Source organism: Vibrio penaeicida, assembly GCF_002933855.1.
GTDB classification, from domain to species: domain Bacteria; phylum Pseudomonadota; class Gammaproteobacteria; order Enterobacterales; family Vibrionaceae; genus Vibrio; species Vibrio penaeicida_A.
Genome location: NZ_BFAQ01000020.1, coordinates 145,436 through 170,669, shown reverse-complemented (window position 1 = coordinate 170,669; position 25,234 = coordinate 145,436). Strand labels below are relative to the sequence as shown.

Genomic DNA, 25,234 nt, shown 5'->3' with positions numbered 1-25,234 from the left:
TTGTGTCGAATTGGTTTAAATCGGGTGCACCTTGGATATGGTTAACGGCTGGCGCAGTAAGTGTTAGCCTGATATCTGTATTAGCGGTGTTGCTTTTGATTGGTTGGAAGGGGCTCAGTTATTTCTGGCCTGCGCCTCTGTATGAATGGCAATCTCCAAACGGCAGTAAAGTTGTCGGTCAACTCTATCAACGCGAATCGGTGCCGATCGAGCGATTGAATCAGCATTCTTCCCCCGCACAAGCTCAAGATATTTCGGAAGATAGCGTTGATAGATTGAGTATTAAAATTGCCAATCGAGATAGAAACCAGCTCGACTTTATAACTGTATTCGATTTTGAATTAAGTGAGCCTACGACTCCAAGTGCTTGGGCAGTTATAGAAAGAACCCAACAAGGGGATTTTTATGGTAAGCCAGTTGGTTTTCGAAGTAACGTTGCCACACAAGACATACCCATTGGCGAATTTCTAGAGCAAGGGATTAATGGTGTGGAACAAGCGCGTGAACACATCGCTTCCATCACGCATTCTCAGCTCAAACATTACAATGCCTTACTAGGGAATATACGTTTAGAGCAGAAAAAGCATGAGCTGAACGGTACTCTGGATGAAGGTAAACTTAGTGAGTTAACTAAGCGAAAAGAGAGTATCGAGAATTACCTGTTTCAAATAGAAAGTCGTTTAACCGAATTAAGGCAACTTCACATCGACGAAGTGCTGATCGTTGAAGATATGAATGGTGAGAGAGTGCTTGTTCCTCTTACCAGCATTTTAGATATCTGGTACCCCAACGACATGTCGGTTTATGAAAAATTTTTGCATTGGTTGAACCAAGTTAAAAAGTTTTTGAGCGATGACCCGCGTGAAGGCAATTCTGAAGGTGGTGTGTTTCCAGCTATTTTTGGTACGGTATTCTTAGTGATGGTGATGTCTATTGTTGTAATGCCGCTTGGTGTTATCGCTGCTATCTATTTGAACGAATACGCCAAAAACAATGCGCTGACCAGAACCATTCGAATTGCCGTGATAAACTTAGCGGGAGTACCCTCTATTGTTTACGGAGTCTTCGGGCTTGGCTTTTTTGTCTACAGTATTGGCGGCTCAATTGATAGTCTCTTTTACTCAGACAACCTGCCTTCTCCGACGTTTGGAACGCCTGGCTTATTGTGGTCTGCATTAACATTGGCTCTGCTTACGCTTCCGGTAGTGATCGTTGCGACGGAAGAAGGGTTGGCTCGAATTCCAGGCTCTGTGAGGCAAGGCTCTCTGGCTTTAGGGGCAACTCAATTTGAAACCTTATGGCGCATCGTTTTACCGATGGCCAGCCCAGCAATTATGACCGGCCTGATACTTGCGGTTGCCCGGGCAGCCGGTGAGGTTGCGCCTTTGATGTTGGTTGGGGTAGTTAAGCTTGCACCTAGCTTGCCAATCGACGGCGATTTTCCGTTTATCCATCTAGAACGGAAATTCATGCATCTCGGTTTTCATATTTATGATGTGGGCTTTCAGTCACCTAACATAGAAGCGGCAAGACCACTGGTTTACGCCACATCATTTTTACTCGTGACGGTGATTGTTGGGCTTAACCTGACCGCCATTGGTATTCGCAACAATTTACGCGAAAAATATCGCACCTTAGGACAAGACTAACCATGTTTTCAATTAACTCGACTTTTGGTTATGAGAATCTCATAGACGTAAACAATCTGACTCCTGAACAGATTGCCATTTCGATCGAGTCGCTGAATTTGTTCTATCAAGGCACACAGCAAGCTTTGCACGACGTTACGATGAATATCCCTAAAGGTCAGGTAACCGCGTTTATAGGGCCATCTGGGTGTGGTAAGTCGACATTATTGCGCTGCATTAACCGTATGAATGACTTGGTAGAGGGGTGTGTTGTCAACGGCAAAGTGAAATTGCACGGTAAAAATGTGTATCACCCACAAGTTGATGTGCCTACGTTACGCCGTCGTGTAGGTATGGTGTTCCAAAGGCCCAATCCGTTTCCAAAATCCATTTATGAAAATGTTGTCTATGGATTGAGGCTACAAGGGATTAGCAATAGCCGAGCGTTGGATGACGCTGCGGAACAAGCACTAACGGCGGCTGCCTTGTGGGAAGAAGTGAAAGATAGGCTACATGAAAATGCATTTGGTTTATCCGGAGGGCAACAACAAAGGTTGGTGATAGCAAGAGCCATTGCGATTGAACCTGAGGTTTTGTTGCTAGATGAGCCTACCTCTGCACTCGACCCTATCTCTACACTTACGATAGAAGAACTCATTAACGAGTTGAAAACCAAATACACCGTTGTCATTGTAACTCATAACATGCAACAAGCAGCAAGAGTGAGCGATCACACTGCTTTTATCCATCAGGGTAAATTGGTTGAATATGGGGATACGGATTCGATTTTCACTTCGCCAAAGAAAAAGCAAACCGAAGATTACATTACAGGTCGCTACGGGTAATTCGCTGAAAGCGTCTCCAATGAATACACTTATCTAATATACGTACAAGGGGTTCTATAGTTTATGCAGTTTGGTCGTCATATCTCTGGTCAGTTTAATGTTGAGCTTGAATCTATTCGTACCCATGTTTTAACCATGGGAGGTCTTGTAGAGCAGCAACTCACGTTTGCGATGCAAGCTCTGCACAAGCAAGACATAGAACTCGCGAAGAAAGTGGTCAAAGACGATCATAAGGTCAATTCGATGGAAGTGGCGATTGATGAGGCCTGTACGCGTATTATTGCTAAACGCCAGCCGACGGCGAAAGACCTGCGATTGATCATGGCGATCATCAAAACGATCACCGACTTGGAGAGAATTGGTGATGTTGCCACGCGAATTGCACGTGTTGCGATCGAGTCCGAATCGATGAAAGTGCGAACATGGCAAGTCTCGCTTGAGCCTTTGAGCCGTCAGGCCATCAACATGTTACACCAAGTGTTGGACGCTTTTGCGCGGATGGATGTAGACGCAGCCGCTGAAGTGTACAAGCAAGATGATAAACTGGATGCGGAGTATGAAGCGGTTATCCGTCAGTTAATGACTTATATGATGGAAGATCCACGCTGTATACCCGCAGTGTTGCAGGTTATGTGGTCAGCAAGGGCGATTGAACGAATTGGCGATCGCTGCCAAAATATTTGCGAGTACATTATCTATTTTGTGAAAGGAAAAGATGTTCGCCATCTAAGCGAGCAGGATATCGACGATATCATCAAGTAGCCTCTTGCTTAACCGGCAAGACATTCAAAGCAGAGACGAGATAAAAAGAACCTCTGGAAGGGCAGAGGTGAGAGCTACCAAAGGTAAATGACTCAAAACATGCAAATTAGTTACAGAAAGGCTAATTTCGAAAAAATAGAAAGGTTAACTGTAAAATAAAAGCCTGATCTCCCTTCAAATCAGGCTCCGTTGCTCTCGTTATTTAAACTTGAACTGAACGCCTACACCGCCAGCGACTTCAGATGAAGAGTACTTACCAGAAGATTCATAGTGGAAAGTCCCCGAAACGCTTACTCTATCCGATACCCCGTAGGCACCACCTAAAGCTAACGCTTCTTTACTTCCTGAGAATCCAACACCAGCACCCATGGCAAACTCACCAGTAGTCACGAATGGGCGTGCGTTCGTGACCGCGTGTAATCCAGCTCGGATACCGTGAATCTGTTCAGACTGCTCATCAAATCTTTCATTCATTTCTTGCGCTAATTTATCAAAAGCAATCTCTAGGTCACCCACGCCAGTTGTCGGTACGCCCCAGTCTGGTGTCGAACCATAATCCGGTGCATCAATTCCCCAATCTGGAGTATTGTCCATAGGTGGTTGTACAGGGTTAGCGGGAACTCCGAATTCAGGATCAATCTCCTCAATTGGATGCTCAGGCGTCACTATGGGAGGTTGAACAGGGGCTGCTGGCACGCCGAAGTCAGGGTCTACTTTTATTGGACGATCAACATTTGCCATAACTGTTGCTGGAAGAAGTAAAACCGAAAGTGCTAATACCGTCTTTTTCATAATGTAACTCTCTTAAAATTCATGTGAAAAGTAATCAGCGTCCTGCTTAATCGGCTTTTTTTGCCGTTGTCTTTCCTATGAGCTGAATCTTAAGGAGTTATTTGCTTAGGTTCTAAACAGTTATTGTTATCTTGATTATAAGTATTGATTATTATCTAGTTGTATTTAATTGTTGATTAATAAATCTTTAAGAGATAAATGAAGCCAATCTATTGTCGGGCTATTGCGGTTTTTCAAGTGGAAATATGAATGGAGCGGGAAGCCATATTTGTACTTATCCTGAATGTCGATTTCGACTCGGCGAAGGTAAGGGTGCTCTTCCACGGGAAACGTGGATAATGAAGGGAAAATCATGTTGCTGTTCCTGACAACATCGATCAAAGCAAAAAGAAATTCAGTCCGAAATCCTATTTCTGCTTTTAATCCCAACTCTTTCATAATATTTGTGGAGATGGCCTCTTGTTCGCTAATTTCAGGGATGATTAGTGAAGCTATGGGATATTGTACGGCTTCTTTAGGGGTAATGACTTCCGTTTGTATAGGGTGCTCTTTTCTTACTAATAGAACACTTTTTGTTTCTGATAAGTGTCGATTTTGTACGACTTTCGAAGTTCGGATATCCGCATAGTTTACGCCAAATGCTATTTCACCGTTCTCTATGTCTTGAGAGGTGGTTTTCGTCCAACTGACAATTTCTAGTTTCGCATTAGGGGCTTCTTCATTGAGCTTTCGAAATAGCTTGCCAGCAACAGAAAACATGACTTGAGAAGAAATGGCAATTTTTATGGTGTGCGTAATCTCAGCAGGGTTAAATTCATTTGAGTGATTGAGAGCACTGGCGAGCCCATCGAGGTGTGGAACGATTCTTTCAGCCAATTCTTCTGCAAAACTGGTGGCTTTCATACCATTTCGGCTTTTTACGAAGAGCTCGTCACCAAAGTGGTTTCTTAGTCTTTGTAAAGCTTGGCTGATTGCAGGCTGAGAAACGAATAAACGCTCCGAGGCTTTACGCATATTGAGTTCTTGAGAAAGAACCAAAAAAGTCCTCAATAGGTTTAAATCCAATGTTGCAAACAAATCCTTTGCCATGAGCAGTATAACTTCCAGAAAACGTTTTAAGGTTCAATATTACCAGAGAAGTTAGTTTTCGAAAGTTCAGCTTTATTTAAGTTGCTGAGCTACAGAGCGAATGGTTTCCACATCGGTAACTGGAATCGAAAAGTCGTCGATATCGGCACTGCTCATTTTTGCTTGTTCAGACACATAAAGCATGTGAGTTGGACGAGTTGTCTTGCCGGATAAGTGCACTTCGGTCACCCCTGTTTCCGTCACAATCTGGGTTACGTTTGAAGGAGTTACACCAGCGCCAACCATGATGTTAATTGAATCCCCAACGTGTTCTTTCATTAGCTTTATTGTACTGACACCTGAGAGTGCATTGCTTGCCTGACCAGATGTTAAGATGCGCTCACACCCTAACTCCTGAATATCTTGAAGTGCTTGAATTACATCGCAACACTGATCGATTGCACGGTGAAAAGTTACGCCCATCCGATCTGCAGCAGCAATGAGTTGTTGGCAGATATTCTTATCAACTTGTCCATCGGGAGTTAATGCACCGATCACAATGCCATCTAATCCGGCTTCTTTTACCGCTTCGATATCTTCAAGCATGGACTCGACATCATTTTCGTCGAAGAGAAAATCCCCCTGTCTTGGGCGGATCATGGCATAGATAGGAATACTGGATAGACGAGAGGCTTGCTTCATTAAGCCTAGGCTGGGAGTTAGCCCACCTAGAGAGAGTGACGAGCATAGCTCTATTCGTGTCGCTCCTCCTTCGATGGCATTAAGTAAAGATTCTAGGTTGTCGACGCACACTTCAAGTTGATAACTCATTGACAGTTTTGCTTTCCAAGTCAGAAATAGTCCGTTCAGAATAGACAAGTTAAGTACTTCAGTATGTGAGGTAATACTCAGGCACAGAAAAAAGAAAAGCCCGAAGAATCATCTTCGGGCTTTCTAAGGCTAACTACGACTTAATCTTGGCTGCGTGCTATTTGCTATCTAATTCAGCCACACTCACCGTTGAGCTTGGTGAGAGTTAAGTGGTTATTACTTGCTTAGGTCGTCAGCGTGCTCAGATAGGAATGCTGCAACACCTTTTGGAGATGCGTCCATACCTGATTTACCTTCTTCCCATTGTGCAGGACAAACTTCACCATTCTTCTCGTGGAAGTTTAGTGCGTCTACCATGCGTAGCATTTCGTCGATGTTACGACCTAGTGGAAGATCGTTAACTACTTGGTGACGTACAAGACCGTCAGCATCGATTAGGAATGAACCACGGAAAGCAACACCAGCTTCTGGGTGCTCAACGTCGTATGCTTTGCAGATCTCGTGCTTAACGTCAGCAACTAGAGGGTATTTTACTTGACCGATACCGCCATCTTCGATAGCAGTGTTACGCCATGCGTTGTGAGAAAACTGAGAATCGATAGAAACACCGATTACTTCAACGCCTTTCGCTTGGAAATCTTCCAGGCGGTTATCAAAAGCGATTAGCTCAGAAGGACAAACGAATGTGAAGTCTAGAGGGTAGAAGAAAATTACCGCTTTCTTACCTTTAGTGAATTCTGCAAAGTTGAAGTTTTCAACGATTTCACCGTTGCCTAGAACTGCTGCAGCAGTAAAGTCAGGGGCTTGACGACCTACTAGTACCATTTTTTTGCTCCTAAAATAGAGTTATTGCCAACCATTGTGAATTGGCTTCCTGTTTCAACGAGACAAACTATAGTACATAAAGTAGGATAGAAAAAAGCGAAATTAATAGATTAAGTTAATCGAAAAAAGCGATGAGCTCATTCTGCAATCAGTTCATAAAAGTCTCACAAAATTGTAAAAATATCATATGAATAAGTGGCCAAGTTTAAAGCAGCTGCATTACCTCATTACTTTATTTGAAACTCGCCATTTCGGTGATGCGGCAGAGAAGTGTTTTGTTAGCCAATCAACGCTGAGTAAAGGCATTCAAAATCTAGAGGAATTGATTGGATGCCCCTTGTACGAGAAAAAAGACAAGAAGAGCCCATTAGTCTTTACTCCTGTTGGGGACAAGGTTGTGCAGCAAGGGCGAGAGCTGTTAGCTAAAGGGCAAGATCTTGTTGAGTTAGGTAGCTTATGCCAGGGGGAATCAATGCAAGGGCAGCTTAGGGTAGGCTGTATCCCGACGATCGCTCCATTTCTACTGAGCGACCTAGTTCAAGAGGTGAATCAGCGTTTTCCAAATCTCAACTTGTTACTTAGAGAGGATACAACCACTAATTTATTGGCTGCACTTCGTCATGGTGAATTAGATATATTGATTTTGGCTTTGCCTGTCGATATTGGCGGTATGGACAGCAAAATTGTTGGGCAGGATCCATTTAGAATGGTGATCAGTGCAAACCATGCCAGCACGATTCGAGTGCCGATTCGCTACGACGACTTACCCGATGAGTTTGTTTTTCTTTTAGAGAATGAGCATTGCTTAACCGAACACGCTGTTTCTGCTTGTAAGCTAACCAAAAAAGAAAAAATTAACCCATTTACGGCAACTAGCCTTCATACGCTCGTTCAAATGGTGGCAAATGGACTTGGGACGACTTTTATTCCCCAAATGGCGATAGAGCATGGGTTGCTGGAAAACCAAAACTTGGTAGTGATCGAACCGCCAGGTCAGCATGCATATCGAGATATCGGGTTAGTTTGGCGACCGAGCTCCTCACGGCTTGAAAGCTTCCATAAATTAGCCGATTTGGTTTCAGAGCTCTTGTGATTGACCGTGCAGCATGGTTTGTTTGCTGCACATATTCTTAGAGGTTACTTGGGTATATAGTTTTGTTTATTTTTGGCCCGCCAGTAGACTCATCGCTTTGAATTCTTTTTCTGATAAGCTTTCTAGAAGTTCACAAGCTTCGAGTAAGCGTACTTCATCGAAATTTTCCCCTGCTTCATGAATACACTGGGCAACATGCGTCCAATCTTTCGCAACCCCTTCAAATATCTTCTTTGCTTGATTAAGCTCTGGTGCTCCCAAGATTGAGTAAGCTTCTTCCAAAAAGTCTCGATACATATTGCGAAATAGGGCACCGCCTGTTCCCGCTTTTTCCATAATCATCGCTGTGGTTGTAAATTCATATTCTAGGTTCTTACTCTGTTTGAACCATGATTTCAGTTCTTGGCTGGTTTTTAAAATCCCTTTGTAGCCAAGATTTTTTATTGGAGGGTTTATGTGCTGACGTGCGTTATTTGTAATGGACGTTTTTAGGGCGTGATTCAAATCAAACGGTTTTTTTGGAGGTTGAATGGTGTACATCAAATTTTTGGCCGCCATCGGACCTTTTTCATTTCTAGCCATAGCAAGATTGTTTAGCTTAGATTTGACCAGACCATGTGAAGGGGAGGTATCAACCAAGTAAGCAAATTCATCGTCATAGCCATACATCGCAGCAAAGTGTCCAGCAAAATGTACCTTTGCACCAAAATATTCAAGATGGTAACAGTCCAGTTGCAAGCCAACGGCGATACCATTGTCTAAGGCTTCTTTTACGTTTCTCCACGCCTTTTTGACGGAGCTTGTCTCTTTGAATTCAACCTCTAACGGTAAGTTTTTTGCGAGGTTACGGGTAATCTCTCCTGGCTTTAGCCGCCCCCCGATGAAAGGGAATCCCATGCCTTTCATATTCCAATAAACAAACCCTAGCCCTTCGCCTAAGCCAAAAAGCATGGGTTCAGAAAGTTCAATGCCCGCTTGTTTGAGCAAGCATCCAGTGGTGTTTGTTTCGCAGTGTACGCCGTTGAAAATATCAAAAGGTTGAATTACGTGAGTCATAAGCGTTCCTTTAACTATCCGTTGATAAATCCTTCAGTACGCTATTTGCAAAGTTGACTTCCATTTGAAGGGCGTCGAATGAATATTGGAACAGCCAGCGCACGTTTTGGGGAAGTTCTTCTCCCCCTTGAGCTATGTATGTCGTGTGTTTTAGTCCATGTCTTCGATTTTTGAGTGCGATAGCCCTTTCTTTAAACAGCACCTTTTGTTCTTCCCTGTTAAGAATCGAAATAGCTGAAATACATAGGCGAAAACGAGAGTCTTTTAACCGGAGTGCCTGAATCCCATTTTCTACTTCTTGTTTAAGGTGACTTATTCCCGCAGGAAGCAAAAAATATTTTTTAGGTGTGGGACCTTTTCCTTTCTTCGTTGTATCCAGCTCAGCTCTAACAAGTTCCTTTTTGGCGAGTTTGTTTAGGCTGACATAAATAGATGTCATGCCAATCTCAGCCCATTCACGAAAACCCCGTTGTTCAACCAAGCGATTAATGTCGTAACCCGACATGTTTCCATCTTGATGGAGGAGGTGAAGTAGCATTAGTTCAGTATTTGATAGCATCGTATTTTGAATCCATGAATCATTAATTAAATATAACACTAGTGAAATATTAATGTGAAACTATGGGAGTGAGTTTAATGGTTTATCTTAATACTAAGACGAAAAGGGCGCGCACTTCTTTTAAAAAGCAGCGCGCTTATACGCTTTCAATTCAACTTCGGACCCAATCACGGACCTTGGCTCGTATTGAGAATGAAATCAAAAATCAGCCTTTGCGGGTTCCGTATCTTCTTCTATTTCAAGTAGGTTAATGGCGATACCAACAAAATCTGTATCCGTAATAATGCCAACTAACTTACCATACTCAACAACAGGCAGGCATCCAATTTTATGCTTTTGCATATATATCGCGCTTTCTCTTAGCCCCGCTTTTGGTGACACAGCAATGACTTTTGAAATCATTATTTTGTCTATTGGCGTGGCGAGAGTGAAAGAGCCAGCTTGCGCCTCTTTGGTGAGTACTGATTCTTGAGTTGCTAATATATCTCGTTGAGAAATGACACCCAGAAGTTTTGAATCGGTGTCAATGATGGGTACATGACGAATGTCATGCTCTGCCATAAGGTTCTTGGCGTCTTGTAGTGAATGAGACCGCAAAAGAGTATGAGGGCTGCGAGTCATCATATCTTCAATCTTGATCATCTCGACCTCCTGCTTATTGTCATCCTACTTTCAATATAGGTAGTTATCTGCATATTAACTGGGATGTAAATCGCTATTTTGGCTTAATTCACGAAAAGTAGTAGCCAAGCGTATCTTAAGCTTCATGTTTAAAATTTCCCCTCATAGTTTGAGAGGGTTTTTATCTGTTTTGCGAGTCGAATTGTTTTTTCATGAAATCATTTCGTTTCAGAAACAAATATTTATATGTGCCATCTCGCATAAGTCTAGGCTGGTGGTTCTTTGTGCTTTTTGATTCTTTCACACTGTGCGCAGTTTGATATATCAAGGCAAAGTTATGAAGAAAATACTGGTGGGTATGGCAATTGCGGTTGGGCTCTGTAGTACCAATGCATCAGCGATTGTTGAAGGAAAAACGGTTACTGATCTTACGTCTGGAAACCGGGTTTCGATTCGTTCAAGCGATATGGCTGAATTTCCATTTTGTGGAGGAACACTTTTAGCTCCACACTGGGTACTTACGGCAGCGCACTGCGTTGTTTTTCCACTAGACAATGGGCTGTATAAGGTTACTCACCCAAGCAATTTAACAATAACTGCGCGATCTAAATCTCTTAAAGGTGCTGCCACTCGCGACTTCTATATGGCAAGTCATGTTGTTGTACATCCAAGTTATAGCGATAGAGCAAAAATCATTGTTAAAGCCGATGGTTCATCAATTGTGGAGCGTCTGGCTCTAGATAACGATGTGGCTTTGATTCGCTTACAGCTTCCCATAACTGACGTTACACCAGTGACACTTGCCTCACCGACCGTGATGTCAGAGATCGAAAATCGACTCAATACCGAATGGTATGATGCTCAGACAGATACAGGTAGTGTTGGGAATAACAATCGACCGAGTAATGTGGATGCCTTTGGCTGGGGATTTACTGATCCAGCAGCTACCAAGAAAACCGACGAATTGCTTACTACTCAACTTGCTTTCTACCCAACTGCTGATTGCTTTGTTCGATTAAATTCCATTGAAGGGCTACCTGTTCTTCTAGAGTCGGGGGCTAATCAATCTAAAATTTGTACATTACCGACTGAAAAATATGTACTCGATGAGGCGACAGGAACCGTTTACGGCAATGATACTTGTAAGGGGGATAGTGGTGGTCCATTGATGGCAAAAGCCGCGGATGCTACCGATGTTCAAGTAGGGATTGTGAGTGGTGGTCCTTTGGTTTCGCCCACCTGTGGTTCATTAACCAAGCCCGCTTTCTATTCAAAAGTCAGTACTTATTACTCTTGGATTTATGGCTATGTTAGCTCCACAACACTGCCTAGTAGCGCTGTCACTAAGCCGAATATAGTGATTGAAGCGGAAGAGCAAGCAAAAAAAGACGCGCAGTGTAACAACAGTATATCTACGGCTAATTGTAATTTCGTTGCACCAGACGGTGCCTCATCACCAAATTTGTTCTTCCTATTTATGTTGGGAATGTTGGGTTGGTTGAGGCGAAAGTAGGCATTAAAGAGCACTGTTTTTAGGAATGGTGCTCTTTATCATTACAATGCTCAAGTGTTCGAGGAATTTTCCACAACCAAGTCGATACGCCCGTTTACAATAAAGCCATCATCAATACTTGCTATTGACTATGTGACGCCTATACTACTTCCCCTGCGTAATTCTCAGTCATTTTTATAAAGACCAATAGCAATGCAAGTATCCGATTTTCATTTTGAGCTTCCTGATGAGCTGATCGCTCGTTACCCACAACCTGAACGTACTGCTAGCAGACTACTTCAACTTGAAGGCGACAGCGGAGCGTTAATCGATGGTACCTTCAAAGATGTTCTAGAACAGGTACAACCTGGCGATCTACTGGTATTCAATAACACACGCGTTATTCCTGCTCGTATGTTTGGTCGCAAAGCTTCTGGTGGCAAGTTAGAAGCTTTAGTTGAGCGAGTATTAGATGAGCATACTATTTTGGCTCATGTTCGCTGCTCGAAGCCGCCTAAGCCGGGAACAGAGCTTTTCCTCGGTGAAAATGATGAATATCTTGCTGAAATGGTTGCGCGCCACGATGCACTATTTGAGATCAAATTTAAGTCAGACAAGAACGTCTTAGATATTCTTAATGATATTGGGCACATGCCACTTCCGCCTTATATTGATCGCCCTGATGAAGACACCGACAAAGAACGCTATCAAACGGTATATAACGAAAAACCAGGAGCGGTAGCAGCACCTACGGCAGGCTTGCATTTTGATGAAGCACTGTTGGAACAAATAAAAGGTAAAGGTGTCGAATTTGCTTACGTTACTTTGCATGTAGGAGCGGGTACTTTTCAGCCAGTGCGGGTTGATAATATCAACGATCACCACATGCATGCAGAATATGTCGAAGTTCCTCAAGATGTGGTTGACGCAATCGCAGCAACTAAAAAGCGCGGTGGTCGGGTTATCGCTGTTGGTACGACGTCGGTACGTTCATTAGAGAGCGCGGCTCAAGAGGCAAAAAAGAAAGGTGTTGAATTTGAACCATTTTTTGGTGACACCGAAATCTTTATCTATCCAGGTTACGAATATCAATTGGTTGATTGCTTGATTACCAACTTCCATCTACCTGAATCAACACTCATCATGTTAGTCAGCGCATTTGCGGGTTACGATAATGTGATGAGAGCATACGAACATGCTGTTCAAGAACAGTACCGCTTCTTTAGTTATGGTGATGCCATGTTTATCACCAAAAAGCGGGGCTAATCAGACAATCAACAGGCGTATTTCGATATACTCCCGTTTGTTTCACTCAAGGAGCCAGTGAAGCTTATCTCAAAGTGATGTCACAATGCTGAATCTAGCATCACGGGGTCACTTAGGGGTTTTAGGAAAGGATAATCCTGTCACATCTCTTAAATAGAGTGTGAAGGAGCGCGATGAGCTAAAGCTGGTTGGCGCAAAGTACGTAAATAGTCAGATTGTTTCTCTGGCGTATTGGAGGCTTCGTGAAACTTACATACGAATTAAAAAAGACAAATGGTAATGCTCGTCGTGGGCAGCTTACGTTTGAACGTGGAACCGTTCAAACCCCTGCATTTATGCCTGTAGGTACTTACGGTACCGTAAAAGGGATGACTCCTGAAGAAGTGAAGGGGACAGGCGCTGAAATTCTGTTAGGCAATACGTTCCACCTGTGGCTGCGCCCAGGGCAAGAAGTGATGAAAATGCATGGTGATCTGCACGATTTCATGAATTGGCACGGTCCTATTCTTACGGATTCAGGCGGCTTTCAAGTATTCAGCCTTGGCGATATCCGAAAAATCACTGAAGAGGGGGTGCATTTTCGCAACCCTGTAAACGGTGACAGAATATTCATGGACGCCGAAAAGTCGATGGAAATTCAGAAAGATTTAGGTTCTGATGTTGTCATGATTTTCGACGAATGTACGCCATATCCTGCGACGCACGACGAAGCTAAAAAATCCATGGAAATGTCTCTTCGCTGGGCACAACGCAGCCGAGACCATTTTGACAAGTTAGATAACCAAAACTCTTTGTTTGGTATTGTTCAAGGTGGTGTCTATGAAGATTTGCGTGACGTGTCGGTTAAAGGCCTCACAGACATAGGTTTTGATGGATATGCTGTTGGTGGATTAGCGGTTGGTGAACCGAAAGAAGACATGCACAGAGTGCTTGAGCATACCTGCCCTCAGTTACCTGAAGACAAGCCTAGATACCTTATGGGGGTTGGTAAACCAGAGGACTTAGTGGAAGGCGTGCGCCGTGGTATCGATATGTTCGATTGTGTGATGCCTACACGAAATGCGCGCAACGGACACTTGTTTGTGACTGGTGGTGTGATCAAGATCCGCAATGCGACACATAAAACCGATACAACCCCTTTGGATCCTGAGTGTGACTGTTACACTTGCCAAAACTATTCAAAGGCGTATTTGCATCATCTAGACCGTTGTAATGAAATTCTTGGTTCTAGATTGAATACTATTCACAACCTACGTTACTACCAACGTGTTATGGAAAGTATCCGTACTGCCATCGATGAAGATCGCTTCGACCAATTTGTTGAAGATTTTTACGCACGTCGCAACCGCGAAGTGCCACCGTTGAATAAATAGTTGTGCGTTATTGCCTGGCTCTTGAAAGTCGGGCAATACGTCCCAATTTATTGACTACTAAATAAAATAATATAGAGGATGTTTCTCAATGAGTTTGATTTCTGTTGCACACGCCGCGGGTGAAGGTGCTCCACAAGGTGGTGGTTTTGAAATGATCATCATGTTGGGTATGTTTGCGGTTATTTTTTACTTCATGATTTACCGCCCACAAGCTAAGCGCTCAAAAGAGCACAAAAACCTAATGGCAGGAATGCAGAAAGGTGATGAAGTGCTAACCAATGGTGGTCTTGTTGGTAAGATTGCAAAAATCTCTGAAGACAACGACTACATTGCGATTGCATTGAACGACAACAACGAAGTTACTATTAAGAAAGACTTTGTTACAGCAGTGCTGCCAAAGGGTACACTGAAATCTCTGTAAAACAGCTAAAGGATCCTCGCTGTGTTAAACCGTTATCCTTTGTGGAAGTACCTGATGGTGATGATTCTCATCCTTGTCAGCGCATTGTATGCACTTCCGAATATTTATGGTGAAGATCCGGCTATTCAAGTTACTGGGGCACGTGGTGCCTCAGTAGATATGTCAACGCTGGATGCTGTTACCGAAGTTCTTGAAAAAGAAAACCTCCCTAAAAAGTCCATCGCACTAGAAAATGGCTCCATTCTTGTTCGCTTTTTAGATACCGATACTCAAATCAGTGCGCGTGATGCTATCAATACAGCATTAGGAAAAGAAGCCATTGTTGCTCTTAACCTTGCACCTGCTACACCAGAGTGGCTAGATGCCATTGGCGCTACGCCGATGAAGCTGGGTCTGGATCTTCGTGGTGGTGTTCACTTCCTTATGGAAGTAGACATGGACGCTGCGATGGAAAAGCTTGTTGGTCAGCAAGAAGAAGCGTTTCGTAGTGAATTACGTGAGCAACGTATTCGCTATCGTGCTATTCGCAAATCAGGTAAAGATGCCGTTGAAATTGTTTTAAGAGATGCAGAGCAGCTTGAACAAGCTGAAAGCTTGCTTGAAAGAACGCATCAAGACATGATTTTTGTCGACAACAGCACAAGCAGCCGCTTTTCCCTTAAAGCCACATTCACCGAGCAGCGCTTGCAAGAAATTCGTAACTATGCCGTTGAGCAAAATATTACTATTTTGCGTAATCGTGTGAACGAGCTTGGTGTTGCTGAACCATTAGTTCAACGTCAAGGTGCCAGCCGAATCGTTGTTGAGCTTCCTGGTGTTCAAGATACTGCTCGTGCGAAAGAAATCTTAGGTGCAACCGCTACACTCGAATTCCGTGAAGTGGATGATAAAGCTGACTTGGCAGCGGCAGCGCGTGGTCGTGCTCCTGCAGGCAGTGAAATCAAGTTTGATCGTGATGGTCGCCCTGTTGTTCTGAAAAAGCGCATTATTCTTGGCGGTTCAAGCATCACTGATGCAAGTTCGAGTGCCGATGAATACGGTCGTCCGCAAGTTAACATTAACTTAGACAGTGAAGGTGGCAGTAAGATGTCCAGCTTCTCTAAGAAGAATGTTGGCAAGTTGATGGCTACCGTGTTTGCTGAATACAAAGACAGTGGTCGCCGTACACCTGAAGGCAAAGTGATTCTCAACAAGCATGAAGAAGTCATTAACCAAGCGACCATTCAAACGGCACTTGGCAGAAGCTTCCGAATTACTGGCATTGATTCTGCCGCAGAAGCTCACAACCTTGCGTTGCTACTTCGTGCTGGTGCACTGATCGCGCCAATCTCCATTGTTGAAGAGCGTACAATCGGTCCTTCTATGGGACAGCAAAACATCGATATGGGTATTCAAGCGTGTATCTTTGGTTTGGTTGCTGTGATGTTGTTCTGTCTGGTTTACTACCGTAAGTTTGGTATTTTTGCCAACCTAGCGCTAATCGCTAACATCATCTTGATTATTGGTGTGATGTCGATGATTCCTGGTGCGACAATGACGCTTCCGGGTATTGCAGGTATTGTACTGACCGTTGGTATGGCTGTAGATGCGAATGTACTCATATTTGAGCGTATTCGAGAGGAGCTCCGTGATGGTCGAAACCCTCAGCAAGCGATTCACCAAGGTTATGCGAACGCATTCAGTACCATAGCCGATGCCAACATCACCACTCTGATCACTGCAATCATTCTATTTGCAGTAGGTACGGGTGCGATTAAAGGCTTCGCTGTCACACTGTCTATCGGTATTTTAACCTCCATGTTTACTGCCATTATTGGTACACGTTGTGTCGTGAACCTACTTTATGGCGGCAAGCGCATCAACAAGTTGTCGATCTAAGGAATTATCATGTTTCAGATATTGAAAACAGACAAAATGATCGACTTCATGCGTTGGTCAAAAGGTGCCTTTGTTCTTTCTGTTTTACTTATCGTGGGTGCAATAGGCACACTAGCTGGTAAAGGGTTGAACTGGGGGCTGGACTTTACCGGTGGTACGCTGATTGAAGTCGGTTTTGAGCAACCAGCAAACTTGGAAGCTGTACGTGCGGCGCTTGAAGCAAAAGGCTTCGGTGACGCGACCGTTCAGAATTTCGGTTCATCTCGTGACGTAATGGTTCGCCTTCGTCCGCGTGATGGAGTAAAAGGTGAAACTCTTGGTAATCAAATTCTTGATGCTATAAAAGAGGGCACTGGCGAAAACCTAGAAATGCGTCGTATTGAGTTTGTCGGTCCTAATGTGGGTGATGAGCTAACAGAAGCAGGTGGTCTGGCGATTCTGACTGCGCTTATTTGTATTTTGATCTATGTATCAATCCGCTTCGAATGGCGTTTAGCAGCAGGTGCCGTATTGGCATTGGCACACGACGTTATCATCACGCTAGGGGTGTTCTCCTTACTGCAAATCGAGGTTGATTTAACCATCGTAGCCGCCTTGCTAACGGTTGTCGGGTACTCACTCAACGATACTATCGTTGTATTTGACCGTATCCGAGAAAACTTCCGTAAGATGCGTAAAGGTGAACCTGCAGAGGTAATGAACAGCTCTGTAACTCAAACTCTAAGCCGTACCTTGATTACATCTGGTACCACTTTGTTTGTGGTTATCGCGTTGTTTACTCAAGGTGGAGCGATGATTCATGGTTTCGCTACAGCGCTACTTCTTGGTATTACAGTGGGTACGTACTCTTCTATTTACGTAGCTTCTGCATTAGCCCTGAAGCTTGGCATTACTCGCGAGCACCTTATGCCTCCTCAGATCGAGAAAGAAGGCGAAGAACTCGAAGAGTTACCTTAGTCCACAGACAACTAAGTCTTATCTTAAAGCCACCTGACTCAGGTGGCTTTTTTGTATTCTGGAGTTGTGGGCTGATATAAGGTTAGGGTCTGTTGACCTTTCGTGGTTAAATTTTGTTCGAGTTCTATGCCTTTTAATCGCGGCGCAAGGTGTGACGCCTAGTCATTCTAAGCAAATACCTTGCAACAAAGAGTAAAAGGCATAGAAACGAACCCTTCGGGCAGCATTTGTGGCTTATTTCTACTGCGTTATCGCTCATTGATGTAGAGCGACTACACCGAATGAGCTTTGCCTTGTATAAATCCCCCACAAATTGCTGCAAAAATCATCTCGAAAGGTCAACAGACCCTAGACACTTTGCAAGTGACAATAAAAAAACACCCAAGTAACTTTGCTGCTTGAGAGCGTTTAGTTACTTGGGTGTTTTAGAAATTCAGCCTGTGACAGTGAAGAATTACTTCAGGATAGCTTCATTACCGTTTTCGCGGATGTGTTTTAGAATTGCTTTTACACCGCGTGGGCTAGAGCCAACAATGTTACCAGACTGCATGTAGTTTGTGCCGCCTGCAAAGTCAGTTAGGATAGCACCCGCTTCACGAGCAATAAGTTCACCCGCAGCCATGTCCCAAGGTTTTAAGCCAAGCTCAAAGAAACCATCTACACGACCTGCAGCTAGGTAACACAAATCAAGTGCTGCACTGCCTGTACGTCGGAAATCGGCACATTCAGTGAACAGACCAGAAACAATCTTCATGTAAGATTCTGAGTGCTGCTTTTGCTTGAATGGGAAGCCTGTTGCTAAAACAGTACCTTGAAGGTCTTTAAGTGGTGTTACTCGGATACGAGCATTGTTTAGTTGAGCGCCAGAGCCGCGCTGAGCAGTGAACAGCTCATTTTGCATTGGGTCATATACGCAAGCCACTTCTGTTTTGCCCTTCATTCGAACAGCAATTGATACAGAGAAGTGAGGTAGACCTTTTAAGAAGTTTGTCGTGCCATCCAGTGGGTCGATGATCCATTGTACGTCCTTATCTTTACCTTCGATAAGACCGTTTTCTTCTGCAACGATACAGTGCTCTGGGTAAGAGGCTTTAATGGTATCGATGATCAGAGCTTCTGCTTCTTTGTCTACGTTAGTAACAAAGTCATTGCTGCCTTTTTGAGTAGATTCAATTTTGTCAGCGTTTTCTAGTGATTTAGCAATATGATTGCCCGCTTTTCGCGCAGCGCGAATAGCAATGTTAAGCATTGGATGCATACAGTTTTTCCCAACGGATGTTAAAGAACGATAAAGCGGCGGGGAGTATATCAGAGTATCGGTAAAAAGGAAGTGGTTATTTTTTGAGCCTTAAACTTGTTTTGAACGATCAACTTGGTTGTCAGTTTTCAGCAATGTGAAGGAATCTACTGCTGTCTGAGGGAGAGGGATAACCTTTTTTAAAGTGTTGTGATACTATTTCGCGGTTTTTAAATAGTCGGTAAATTACACCATGTTAGACCAAGTAAAAGTTGTTCTCGTCGGTACCTCACACTCAGGAAATATTGGTAGCGCAGCGCGTGCAATGAAAGTGATGGGGCTGTCCAACATGGTCTTGGTTGATCCTCAATGTGAAGTCGACTCTCAATCTGTTGCTTTAGCAGCTGGTGCTAGTGAAATTGCCCTTAACGCAAAAGTAGTGAATACACTAGAAGAAGCAGTCGAAGACTGCGGTCTTGTAGTTGGTTCCAGTGCTCGTTCTAGAACATTAGAATGGCCTATGTTGGAACCCCGAGAGTGCGGTGAGCTATTCGCTCTAGAAGGCAAAAGCCATCCTGTTGCCCTTGTATTTGGGCGAGAAAGAACGGGATTAACCAACGACGAATTACAACGTTGTCATTTTCATGTTTGTATCCCAGCTAACCCAGAATACAGTTCTTTGAATCTTGCTATGGCTGTTCAGACCTTGGCATATGAAGTACGAGTCGCCCATCTCAATGACGTTGCAAGTGAGCACCCAAGCCAACAAGAAAACGATTACCCTAGACACAAAGAACTTGAGATGTTCTATGAGCACCTTGAAAAAGTCATCACTCAAACTCAGTTTCTAGATGACAGAAATCCTGGTCAGGTGATGAACAAATTACGACGTTTATTTTCTAGAGCGCGCCCTGAAGCCCAAGAAATCAACATTCTTAGAGGGATTTTAACGTCCGTACAAAAGAATCTGCCGAATAAAAAATAACCACCAAAACCTCATGGTTAAATACTTGACTAAAACAGTCAAATAAATACTTGACCAATTTAGTCGGGTATGGAAAAATTCTATCCACAAACTTACTGTGGATACGGTGTGATATGAGACTTACATCTAAAGGAAGGTATGCAGTAACGGCAATGTTAGATGTTGCTCTGCATTCACAAGAAAGCCCAGTGCCGCTGGCTGATATTTCAGAGCGTCAGGGTATTTCTTTATCTTACTTAGAACAATTATTTTCTAAGTTACGTAAAGCTGGTTTAGTTGCGAGTGTACGCGGGCCTGGAGGCGGTTATCGTCTTGGTACTGATGCGAATGATATTGCAGTCGGTATGGTGATTGCTGCCGTAGATGAATCTGTCGATGCAACTAAATGTAATGGTAAAGCAGACTGTCAAGGTGGCTCTCGCTGCCTAACTCACACACTTTGGCGTGACTTGAGTGCTAGAATTAGTGAGTTTTTAAACAATATCACTCTGGGTGAGTTGATGTTGGATAATGAAGTATTAGAAATATCTGATCGTCAAGGTATCGACTTGGTGATCAATCATGGGTTTGGACAAAAAAATACAAGCACCGCTCCCATCGGTGTAAATGTACGCTCATAGATAGCGTCTATATAACCGCTTAAGCGGACAATATTACATTGGAGTAACAAATGAAACTGCCCATTTATTTTGATTACTCAGCAACATGCCCAGTTGATGTGCGCGTTGCTGAAAAAATGGTTCAGTACATGACGATGGATGGGACGTTTGGTAACCCTGCATCTCGTTCTCATCGTTATGGCTGGCAGGCAGAAGAAGCAGTAGACACTGCTCGTGAGCAAATCGCTGAACTATTAAATGCTGACCCAAGAGAAATTATTTTTACCTCGGGCGCAACAGAATCTGACAACCTAGCAATTAAAGGTGCAGCGCACTTTTACGGCAAAAAAGGTAAGCACGTTATTACGTGTAAAACCGAACATAAAGCGGTTCTTGATCCGTGCCGTCAGCTAGAGCGTGAAGGTTATGAAGTGACATACATTGAGCCAGAATCCAATGGCATTATTGATCTGAATAAACTTCAAGCGGCAATGCGAGAAGATACCGTTTTGGTGTCTATCATGCATGTTAACAACGAAATCGGTGTCATTCAGGACATTTCTGCTATCGGCGAACTTTGCCGTGAGCGCAAGATTATCTTTCATGTTGATGCTGCACAATCTGCTGGCAAAGTGCCACTAGATGTTCAGGAAATGAAAGTCGATCTTATTTCTATGTCTGCGCATAAAGCATACGGTCCTAAGGGTATTGGTGCATTGTACGTTCGTCGTAAACCACGTATTCGCTTAGAAGCGCAAATTCATGGTGGCGGTCACGAGCGTGGTTTCCGTTCTGGTACTTTGGCGACTCACCAAATTGTTGGTATGGGTGAAGCCTTCCGTATTGCAAAAGAAGAAATGCAAAAAGATTTCGACCATGCAAAGTCATTGCGTGATCGTATGTTGAAAGGTCTTGAAGGAATGGAAGCATTGACGATCAATGGTGATCTAGAGCAACGCGTTCCACACAACCTCAATATCAGCTTTGCATTTGTAGAGGGTGAATCTTTGCTTATGGCACTGAAAGACCTTGCGGTTTCTTCTGGCTCTGCATGTACATCTGCAAGCCTTGAGCCTTCGTATGTCCTACGTGCTCTAGGGTTGGATGACGAGCTAGCGCATAGCTCCATTCGTTTTTCTTTTGGTCGTTTAACGACAGAAGAAGACATTGATTACGCCGTTGAAAAGATTCGTGTTGCAGTGGACAAACTGCGCGACATGTCTCCTCTATGGGATATGTACAAAGAAGGTGTAGATTTGAGCACAGTTGAATGGGCTCACCACTAGTCTCAAGGATATAGAGGATTCGAGGTAAAAATTATGGCATACAGCGAAAAAGTTATAGACCATTACGAAAACCCACGCAACGTTGGTTCATTCGATAAAGAAGACCCATCTATTGGTAGTGGTATGGTTGGCGCGCCAGCATGTGGCGACGTTATGAAACTGCAAATCAAAGTGTCTTCTGAAGGCATTATTGAAGACGCGAAATTTAAAACTTATGGCTGCGGTAGTGCTATTGCTTCTAGCTCTCTAATCACCGAATGGGTGAAAGGTAAGAGTATTGACGAAGCAGCGGCTATCAAAAATGCAGAAATTGCTGAAGAACTTGAACTTCCACCGGTAAAAGTTCACTGTTCTATCCTTGCTGAGGATGCAATTAAAGCTGCTGTTTCTGATTACAAAAAGAAACACGAGTCATAGTTGTAAATGGAAGAAGTTAGCGCTTCTTCCATTTTAATTTCACTAAAGATTAGCAGGTTGCAGTATGGCCATTACCATGACAGAAGCGGCGACAAGCCGGGTCAGATCATTTCTAGATAATCGAGGCAAAGGCATCGGTTTAAGACTTGGGGTGAAAACCACAGGTTGCTCTGGAATGGCTTATGTTCTCGAATTTGTTGATGTTCTTAATGAAGAAGATGAAATTTTTGAGCAGGACAATGTAAAAATAATCATTGATCCTAAAAGCTTGGTATACCTAGATGGAACTGAGTTGGACTTCGTAAAAGAAGGCTTGAATGAAGGTTTTCAGTTTAACAACCCTAACGTCAAAGGCGAATGTGGTTGTGGCGAAAGCTTTAATGTCTGACAAATAAGCTCAACAAATACATCGAATTAAAACGCAGTGAACGCTGCGTTTTGTACTTTCCACTTATCTTTATTTTTTGCCCAGATTTCACTGAGAGTCAGAAAATGGATCATTTTGAATTGTTTGGTATTTCTCGCCAGTTTGATCTCGATGTTGCTGCGTTATCCACTCAGTTTAGAGAGCTTCAACGCCAATTCCATCCAGACAAATTCGCTACTGCATCCGAGCGAGATCGTCTTCTTGCTGTGCAAAAAGCGGCGCAAATCAATGATGCTTTCCAAGTACTAAAACAACCGATTTCTCGTGCTGAATACCTTCTTTCGCTTAAAGGAGTAGATATTCGGAATGAGCAAAATACGATGCAAGATCCTATGTTTTTAATGGAACAGATGGAGCTAAGGGAAGCGTTAGAGGATATTGAGTCATCATCAGATCCTGAATCTGAATTATTCGATTTTGAGAAAAAGGTCAGTAAACTGTATCAATCGCTTCTGAGCGAGATGGTTCAGTCATTAACTGACAATACACTGGAAAACGCTGCGAATGGTATTCGTAAGCTAAAATTTATTGCCAAATTACAAAATGAAATAGAGCAGTTAGAAGACAAACTGCTCGGATAATAAAGGACATTCAATGGCATTACTTCAAATTGCAGAACCGGGTCAAAGTTCAGCGCCACACGAGCATCGTTTGGCGGCTGGTATTGATTTGGGGACGACGAACTCACTGGTGGCATCTGTTCTTAGCGGAACAGCAAAGCCATTAGTCGATGAGCAGAATGAAAGCATTTTGCCATCGGTTGTCTATTATGGTTCTGATACTACATTAGTCGGAGAAAAAGCGCGTGAGCACGCTCAGTCCGATCCCAAGCAAACGATTATTTCCGCTAAACGGCTTATTGGTCGTTCTTTAGATGATATTCAAACACGCTACCCCTCTCTTCCTTATACTTTTATTGAAAGTGAAAATGGTCTGCCATTAATTGAGACATCAAAAGGTAACGTTAATCCAATCCAGGTTTCTTCTGAAATTTTGCAAGCATTGGGTAAACGTGCAGAGGAAGCGCTCGGTGGAGAGTTGACCGGCGTAGTGATTACGGTTCCTGCGTATTTTGACGATGCGCAGCGCGCAGGTACGAAAGATGCCGCTACACTTGCGGGATTGAATGTTCTTCGATTGTTGAACGAGCCAACAGCAGCAGCCATCGCTTATGGACTCGATTCCGCTCAGGAAGGCGTGATCGCCGTTTACGATTTGGGCGGAGGAACGTTTGATATTTCCATTCTTCGCTTATCCAAAGGTGTTTTTGAAGTCCTAGCCACTGGTGGCGATTCAGCCCTAGGTGGTGATGACTTTGACCACATAGTGGCGGACTACATTAAAGAGCAGTCAAATACTTTAGGTACGCTTTCCAATGAACAACAACGTGTATTACTGGACGTTGCGACTCAAGCGAAAATCGAGCTATCAAACTCTGAATCTACAGATGTGATATTTGGATCTTGGTCTGGTTCGTTGTCTCGTGAAACGTTCAATGAACTCATTCAACCACTTGTTAAGAAAACACTGCTTTCTTGCCGCCGTGCGCTAAAAGATGCAGGAGTTTCAACAGATGAAATACAAGAAGTTGTGATGGTTGGTGGTTCAACGCGCACGCTCCATGTTCGTGACATGGTTGGTGAGTTCTTTGGACAAACGCCGCTCACGAGCATAAATCCGGATGAGGTTGTTGCTATTGGGGCTGCCATTCAAGCGGATATATTAGCGGGTAATAAGCCTGATTCTGAGATGCTACTGCTTGACGTGATCCCTTTATCATTGGGGATTGAGACCATGGGCGGCTTGGTTGAAAAAATCATCCCAAGAAACACCACAATTCCAGTCGCTAAAGCTCAAGAATTTACTACGTTTAAAGACGGGCAAACGGGCATGCTCGTTCATGTTGCACAAGGTGAGCGTGAAATGATTGACGATTGTCGCTCATTAGCCAAATTCTCACTAAAAGGTATACCACCAATGGCGGCTGGTGCGGCGCACATACGTGTGACTTATCAGGTTGATGCGGATGGTTTGCTGTCAGTAACTGCCATGGAAAAGAGCACTAGCGTACAGGCTGAAATCCAAGTGAAGCCATCGTATGGTTTGAGTGATGATGAAGTCGCTAACATGCTGAAAGACTCCATGACCTACGCAAAAGTAGACATGCACGCTAGAGCACTTGCTGAGCAAAGGGTTGAAGCAGATCGTGTTATCGAAGGTCTTGTTTCAGCATTGCAAATTGATGGTGATGAGTTGCTTTCTGAGGAAGAAAGGCAGGTGTTGCTGAAATCGATAGAAGCTCTGATTGCGTTACGTAACCAAGACAATGCCGATGCGATTGAGCAAGGCATCAAAGAGACGGACAAAGCCAGTCAAGATTTTGCGTCTCGTCGCATGGACAAATCGATTCGATCAGCGTTATCTGGTCAATCAGTTGATGACATATAACAGTTATAAGTTTGAGAATTTAAAATGCCAAAGATTATTGTTTTACCCCATGAAGACCTTTGCCCAGAAGGCGCGGTATTAGAAGGACAAACTGGTCAGACTGTTCTTGATGTTGCGTTGAAAAATGGCATCGGAATCGAGCATGCTTGTGAGAAATCCTGTGCCTGTACTACTTGTCATATCGTTGTACGTGAAGGATTCGATTCATTAGACGAGAGCGAAGAGCTTGAAGATGACATGCTGGATAAAGCATGGGGTTTAGAGCCTGAGTCCCGCTTAGGTTGCCAAGCGGTGATCACCGATGAAGACTTGGTCGTCGAAATCCCGAAGTACACACTGAATCATGCAGCTGAAGATCATTAATAAGG

Annotated in this window: 26 protein-coding genes; 18 read left to right on the top strand and 8 right to left on the bottom strand. The window is 43.6% G+C overall.

The annotated features are described in order from the left end of the window. Positions 1–2: 2 nt before the first annotated feature. The 3 genes from pstA to phoU all read left to right on the top strand — a co-directional run bounded on the left by pstA (position 3) and on the right by phoU (position 3,235). On the top strand, positions 3–1,649 hold the full coding sequence (gene pstA / locus VPNCDNU1_RS11980) for a phosphate ABC transporter permease PstA (protein ID WP_104400518.1): 1,647 nt from the start codon (positions 3–5) through the stop codon (positions 1,647–1,649). A gap of 2 nt (positions 1,650–1,651) precedes the next feature. Continuing rightward, positions 1,652–2,473, top strand: a complete 822-nt coding sequence (gene pstB / locus VPNCDNU1_RS11975; protein ID WP_104400517.1) for a phosphate ABC transporter ATP-binding protein PstB — start codon at positions 1,652–1,654, stop codon at positions 2,471–2,473. A 63-nt stretch (positions 2,474–2,536) separates the two neighbouring features. Further along, positions 2,537–3,235 (top strand): phosphate signaling complex protein PhoU, encoded by a 699-nt coding sequence (phoU, locus tag VPNCDNU1_RS11970; protein ID WP_104400516.1) that lies wholly within the window; start codon positions 2,537–2,539, stop codon positions 3,233–3,235. 198 nt (positions 3,236–3,433) lie between these two features. On the opposite strand, the gene VPNCDNU1_RS11965 is transcribed toward phoU, so the two are convergent. The 4 genes from VPNCDNU1_RS11965 to VPNCDNU1_RS11950 form a co-directional block, all read right to left on the bottom strand. Continuing rightward, positions 3,434–4,027, bottom strand: a complete 594-nt coding sequence (locus VPNCDNU1_RS11965; RefSeq protein WP_104400515.1) for a YadA C-terminal domain-containing protein — start codon at positions 4,025–4,027, stop codon at positions 3,434–3,436. A gap of 165 nt (positions 4,028–4,192) precedes the next feature. Continuing rightward, positions 4,193–5,116, bottom strand: a complete 924-nt coding sequence (locus tag VPNCDNU1_RS11960) for a LysR family transcriptional regulator (protein ID WP_104400514.1) — start codon at positions 5,114–5,116, stop codon at positions 4,193–4,195. Between the two features lie 72 nt (positions 5,117–5,188). Beyond that, on the bottom strand, positions 5,189–5,926 hold the full coding sequence (locus VPNCDNU1_RS11955; protein WP_104400513.1) for a copper homeostasis protein CutC: 738 nt from the start codon (positions 5,924–5,926) through the stop codon (positions 5,189–5,191). 216 nt (positions 5,927–6,142) lie between these two features. Next, on the bottom strand, positions 6,143–6,751 hold the full coding sequence (locus tag VPNCDNU1_RS11950; protein WP_104400512.1) for a peroxiredoxin C: 609 nt from the start codon (positions 6,749–6,751) through the stop codon (positions 6,143–6,145). Positions 6,752–6,938: 187 nt separating this feature from the next. Here VPNCDNU1_RS11950 and VPNCDNU1_RS11945 point away from each other — a divergent pair, with 187 nt between their 5' ends. Continuing rightward, positions 6,939–7,844 carry a hydrogen peroxide-inducible genes activator gene (locus tag VPNCDNU1_RS11945; RefSeq protein ID WP_101110846.1) on the top strand — a complete coding sequence of 302 codons (906 nt, stop codon included), beginning with the start codon at positions 6,939–6,941 and terminating at the stop codon, positions 7,842–7,844. 66 nt (positions 7,845–7,910) lie between these two features. Here the strand turns inward: VPNCDNU1_RS11945 and VPNCDNU1_RS11940 are convergent, their stop codons facing one another. The 3 genes from VPNCDNU1_RS11940 to VPNCDNU1_RS11930 form a co-directional block, all read right to left on the bottom strand. Next, a complete protein-coding gene (locus VPNCDNU1_RS11940; protein WP_104400511.1) occupies positions 7,911–8,900 on the bottom strand; it encodes a BtrH N-terminal domain-containing protein in 990 nt (329 codons plus the stop codon). A gap of 10 nt (positions 8,901–8,910) precedes the next feature. After that, positions 8,911–9,459 carry a PadR family transcriptional regulator gene (locus VPNCDNU1_RS11935; protein ID WP_104400510.1) on the bottom strand — a complete coding sequence of 183 codons (549 nt, stop codon included), beginning with the start codon at positions 9,457–9,459 and terminating at the stop codon, positions 8,911–8,913. A 198-nt stretch (positions 9,460–9,657) separates the two neighbouring features. Then, complete coding sequence (locus tag VPNCDNU1_RS11930) at positions 9,658–10,101, bottom strand: CBS domain-containing protein (protein ID WP_104400509.1); 444 nt, start codon at positions 10,099–10,101, stop codon at positions 9,658–9,660. A gap of 316 nt (positions 10,102–10,417) precedes the next feature. Between VPNCDNU1_RS11930 and VPNCDNU1_RS11925 the strand changes: the two genes are divergently transcribed. The 6 genes from VPNCDNU1_RS11925 to secF all read left to right on the top strand — a co-directional run bounded on the left by VPNCDNU1_RS11925 (position 10,418) and on the right by secF (position 17,467). Then, entirely contained in the window at positions 10,418–11,593 is a 1,176-nt protein-coding gene (locus VPNCDNU1_RS11925) for a S1 family peptidase (protein ID WP_104400508.1), read from the top strand. 192 nt (positions 11,594–11,785) lie between these two features. Beyond that, a complete protein-coding gene (gene queA / locus VPNCDNU1_RS11920; RefSeq protein WP_104400507.1) occupies positions 11,786–12,838 on the top strand; it encodes a tRNA preQ1(34) S-adenosylmethionine ribosyltransferase-isomerase QueA in 1,053 nt (350 codons plus the stop codon). A gap of 242 nt (positions 12,839–13,080) precedes the next feature. Next, positions 13,081–14,211, top strand: a complete 1,131-nt coding sequence (gene tgt / locus VPNCDNU1_RS11915) for a tRNA guanosine(34) transglycosylase Tgt (RefSeq protein WP_104400506.1) — start codon at positions 13,081–13,083, stop codon at positions 14,209–14,211. Between the two features lie 88 nt (positions 14,212–14,299). Then, positions 14,300–14,632: a preprotein translocase subunit YajC gene (yajC, locus tag VPNCDNU1_RS11910; protein ID WP_101110838.1), complete on the top strand. Its 333-nt coding sequence runs from the start codon at positions 14,300–14,302 to the stop codon at positions 14,630–14,632. A 21-nt stretch (positions 14,633–14,653) separates the two neighbouring features. Continuing rightward, the gene (secD, locus tag VPNCDNU1_RS11905; RefSeq protein WP_104400505.1) at positions 14,654–16,510 is read left to right on the top strand and encodes a protein translocase subunit SecD; all 1,857 of its coding nucleotides are present in this window, start codon (positions 14,654–14,656) and stop codon (positions 16,508–16,510) included. 9 nt (positions 16,511–16,519) lie between these two features. Then, positions 16,520–17,467: a protein translocase subunit SecF gene (gene secF / locus VPNCDNU1_RS11900; RefSeq protein WP_104400504.1), complete on the top strand. Its 948-nt coding sequence runs from the start codon at positions 16,520–16,522 to the stop codon at positions 17,465–17,467. 454 nt (positions 17,468–17,921) lie between these two features. On the opposite strand, the gene suhB is transcribed toward secF, so the two are convergent. After that, positions 17,922–18,725, bottom strand: coding sequence for an inositol-1-monophosphatase (suhB, locus tag VPNCDNU1_RS11890; RefSeq protein ID WP_101110835.1), 804 nt, complete (start codon positions 18,723–18,725; stop codon positions 17,922–17,924). A gap of 232 nt (positions 18,726–18,957) precedes the next feature. Between suhB and trmJ the strand changes: the two genes are divergently transcribed. The 8 genes from trmJ to fdx all read left to right on the top strand — a co-directional run bounded on the left by trmJ (position 18,958) and on the right by fdx (position 25,229). Next, positions 18,958–19,689 carry a tRNA (cytosine(32)/uridine(32)-2'-O)-methyltransferase TrmJ gene (trmJ, locus tag VPNCDNU1_RS11885; RefSeq protein WP_104400503.1) on the top strand — a complete coding sequence of 244 codons (732 nt, stop codon included), beginning with the start codon at positions 18,958–18,960 and terminating at the stop codon, positions 19,687–19,689. 113 nt (positions 19,690–19,802) lie between these two features. Beyond that, positions 19,803–20,309, top strand: a complete 507-nt coding sequence (gene iscR, locus VPNCDNU1_RS11880) for a Fe-S cluster assembly transcriptional regulator IscR (RefSeq protein ID WP_104400502.1) — start codon at positions 19,803–19,805, stop codon at positions 20,307–20,309. A gap of 50 nt (positions 20,310–20,359) precedes the next feature. Further along, positions 20,360–21,574: an IscS subfamily cysteine desulfurase gene (locus tag VPNCDNU1_RS11875; RefSeq protein WP_104400501.1), complete on the top strand. Its 1,215-nt coding sequence runs from the start codon at positions 20,360–20,362 to the stop codon at positions 21,572–21,574. A gap of 33 nt (positions 21,575–21,607) precedes the next feature. Next, entirely contained in the window at positions 21,608–21,991 is a 384-nt protein-coding gene (iscU, locus tag VPNCDNU1_RS11870) for a Fe-S cluster assembly scaffold IscU (protein ID WP_101110831.1), read from the top strand. A 64-nt stretch (positions 21,992–22,055) separates the two neighbouring features. After that, positions 22,056–22,379, top strand: a complete 324-nt coding sequence (iscA, locus tag VPNCDNU1_RS11865) for an iron-sulfur cluster assembly protein IscA (protein WP_101110830.1) — start codon at positions 22,056–22,058, stop codon at positions 22,377–22,379. Between the two features lie 104 nt (positions 22,380–22,483). Continuing rightward, entirely contained in the window at positions 22,484–22,999 is a 516-nt protein-coding gene (gene hscB / locus VPNCDNU1_RS11860) for a co-chaperone HscB (protein ID WP_104400500.1), read from the top strand. Between the two features lie 13 nt (positions 23,000–23,012). Beyond that, positions 23,013–24,866: a Fe-S protein assembly chaperone HscA gene (gene hscA, locus VPNCDNU1_RS11855; protein ID WP_104400499.1), complete on the top strand. Its 1,854-nt coding sequence runs from the start codon at positions 23,013–23,015 to the stop codon at positions 24,864–24,866. A gap of 24 nt (positions 24,867–24,890) precedes the next feature. Further along, positions 24,891–25,229 (top strand): ISC system 2Fe-2S type ferredoxin, encoded by a 339-nt coding sequence (gene fdx / locus VPNCDNU1_RS11850; protein WP_101110827.1) that lies wholly within the window; start codon positions 24,891–24,893, stop codon positions 25,227–25,229. Positions 25,230–25,234: the final 5 nt, after the last annotated feature.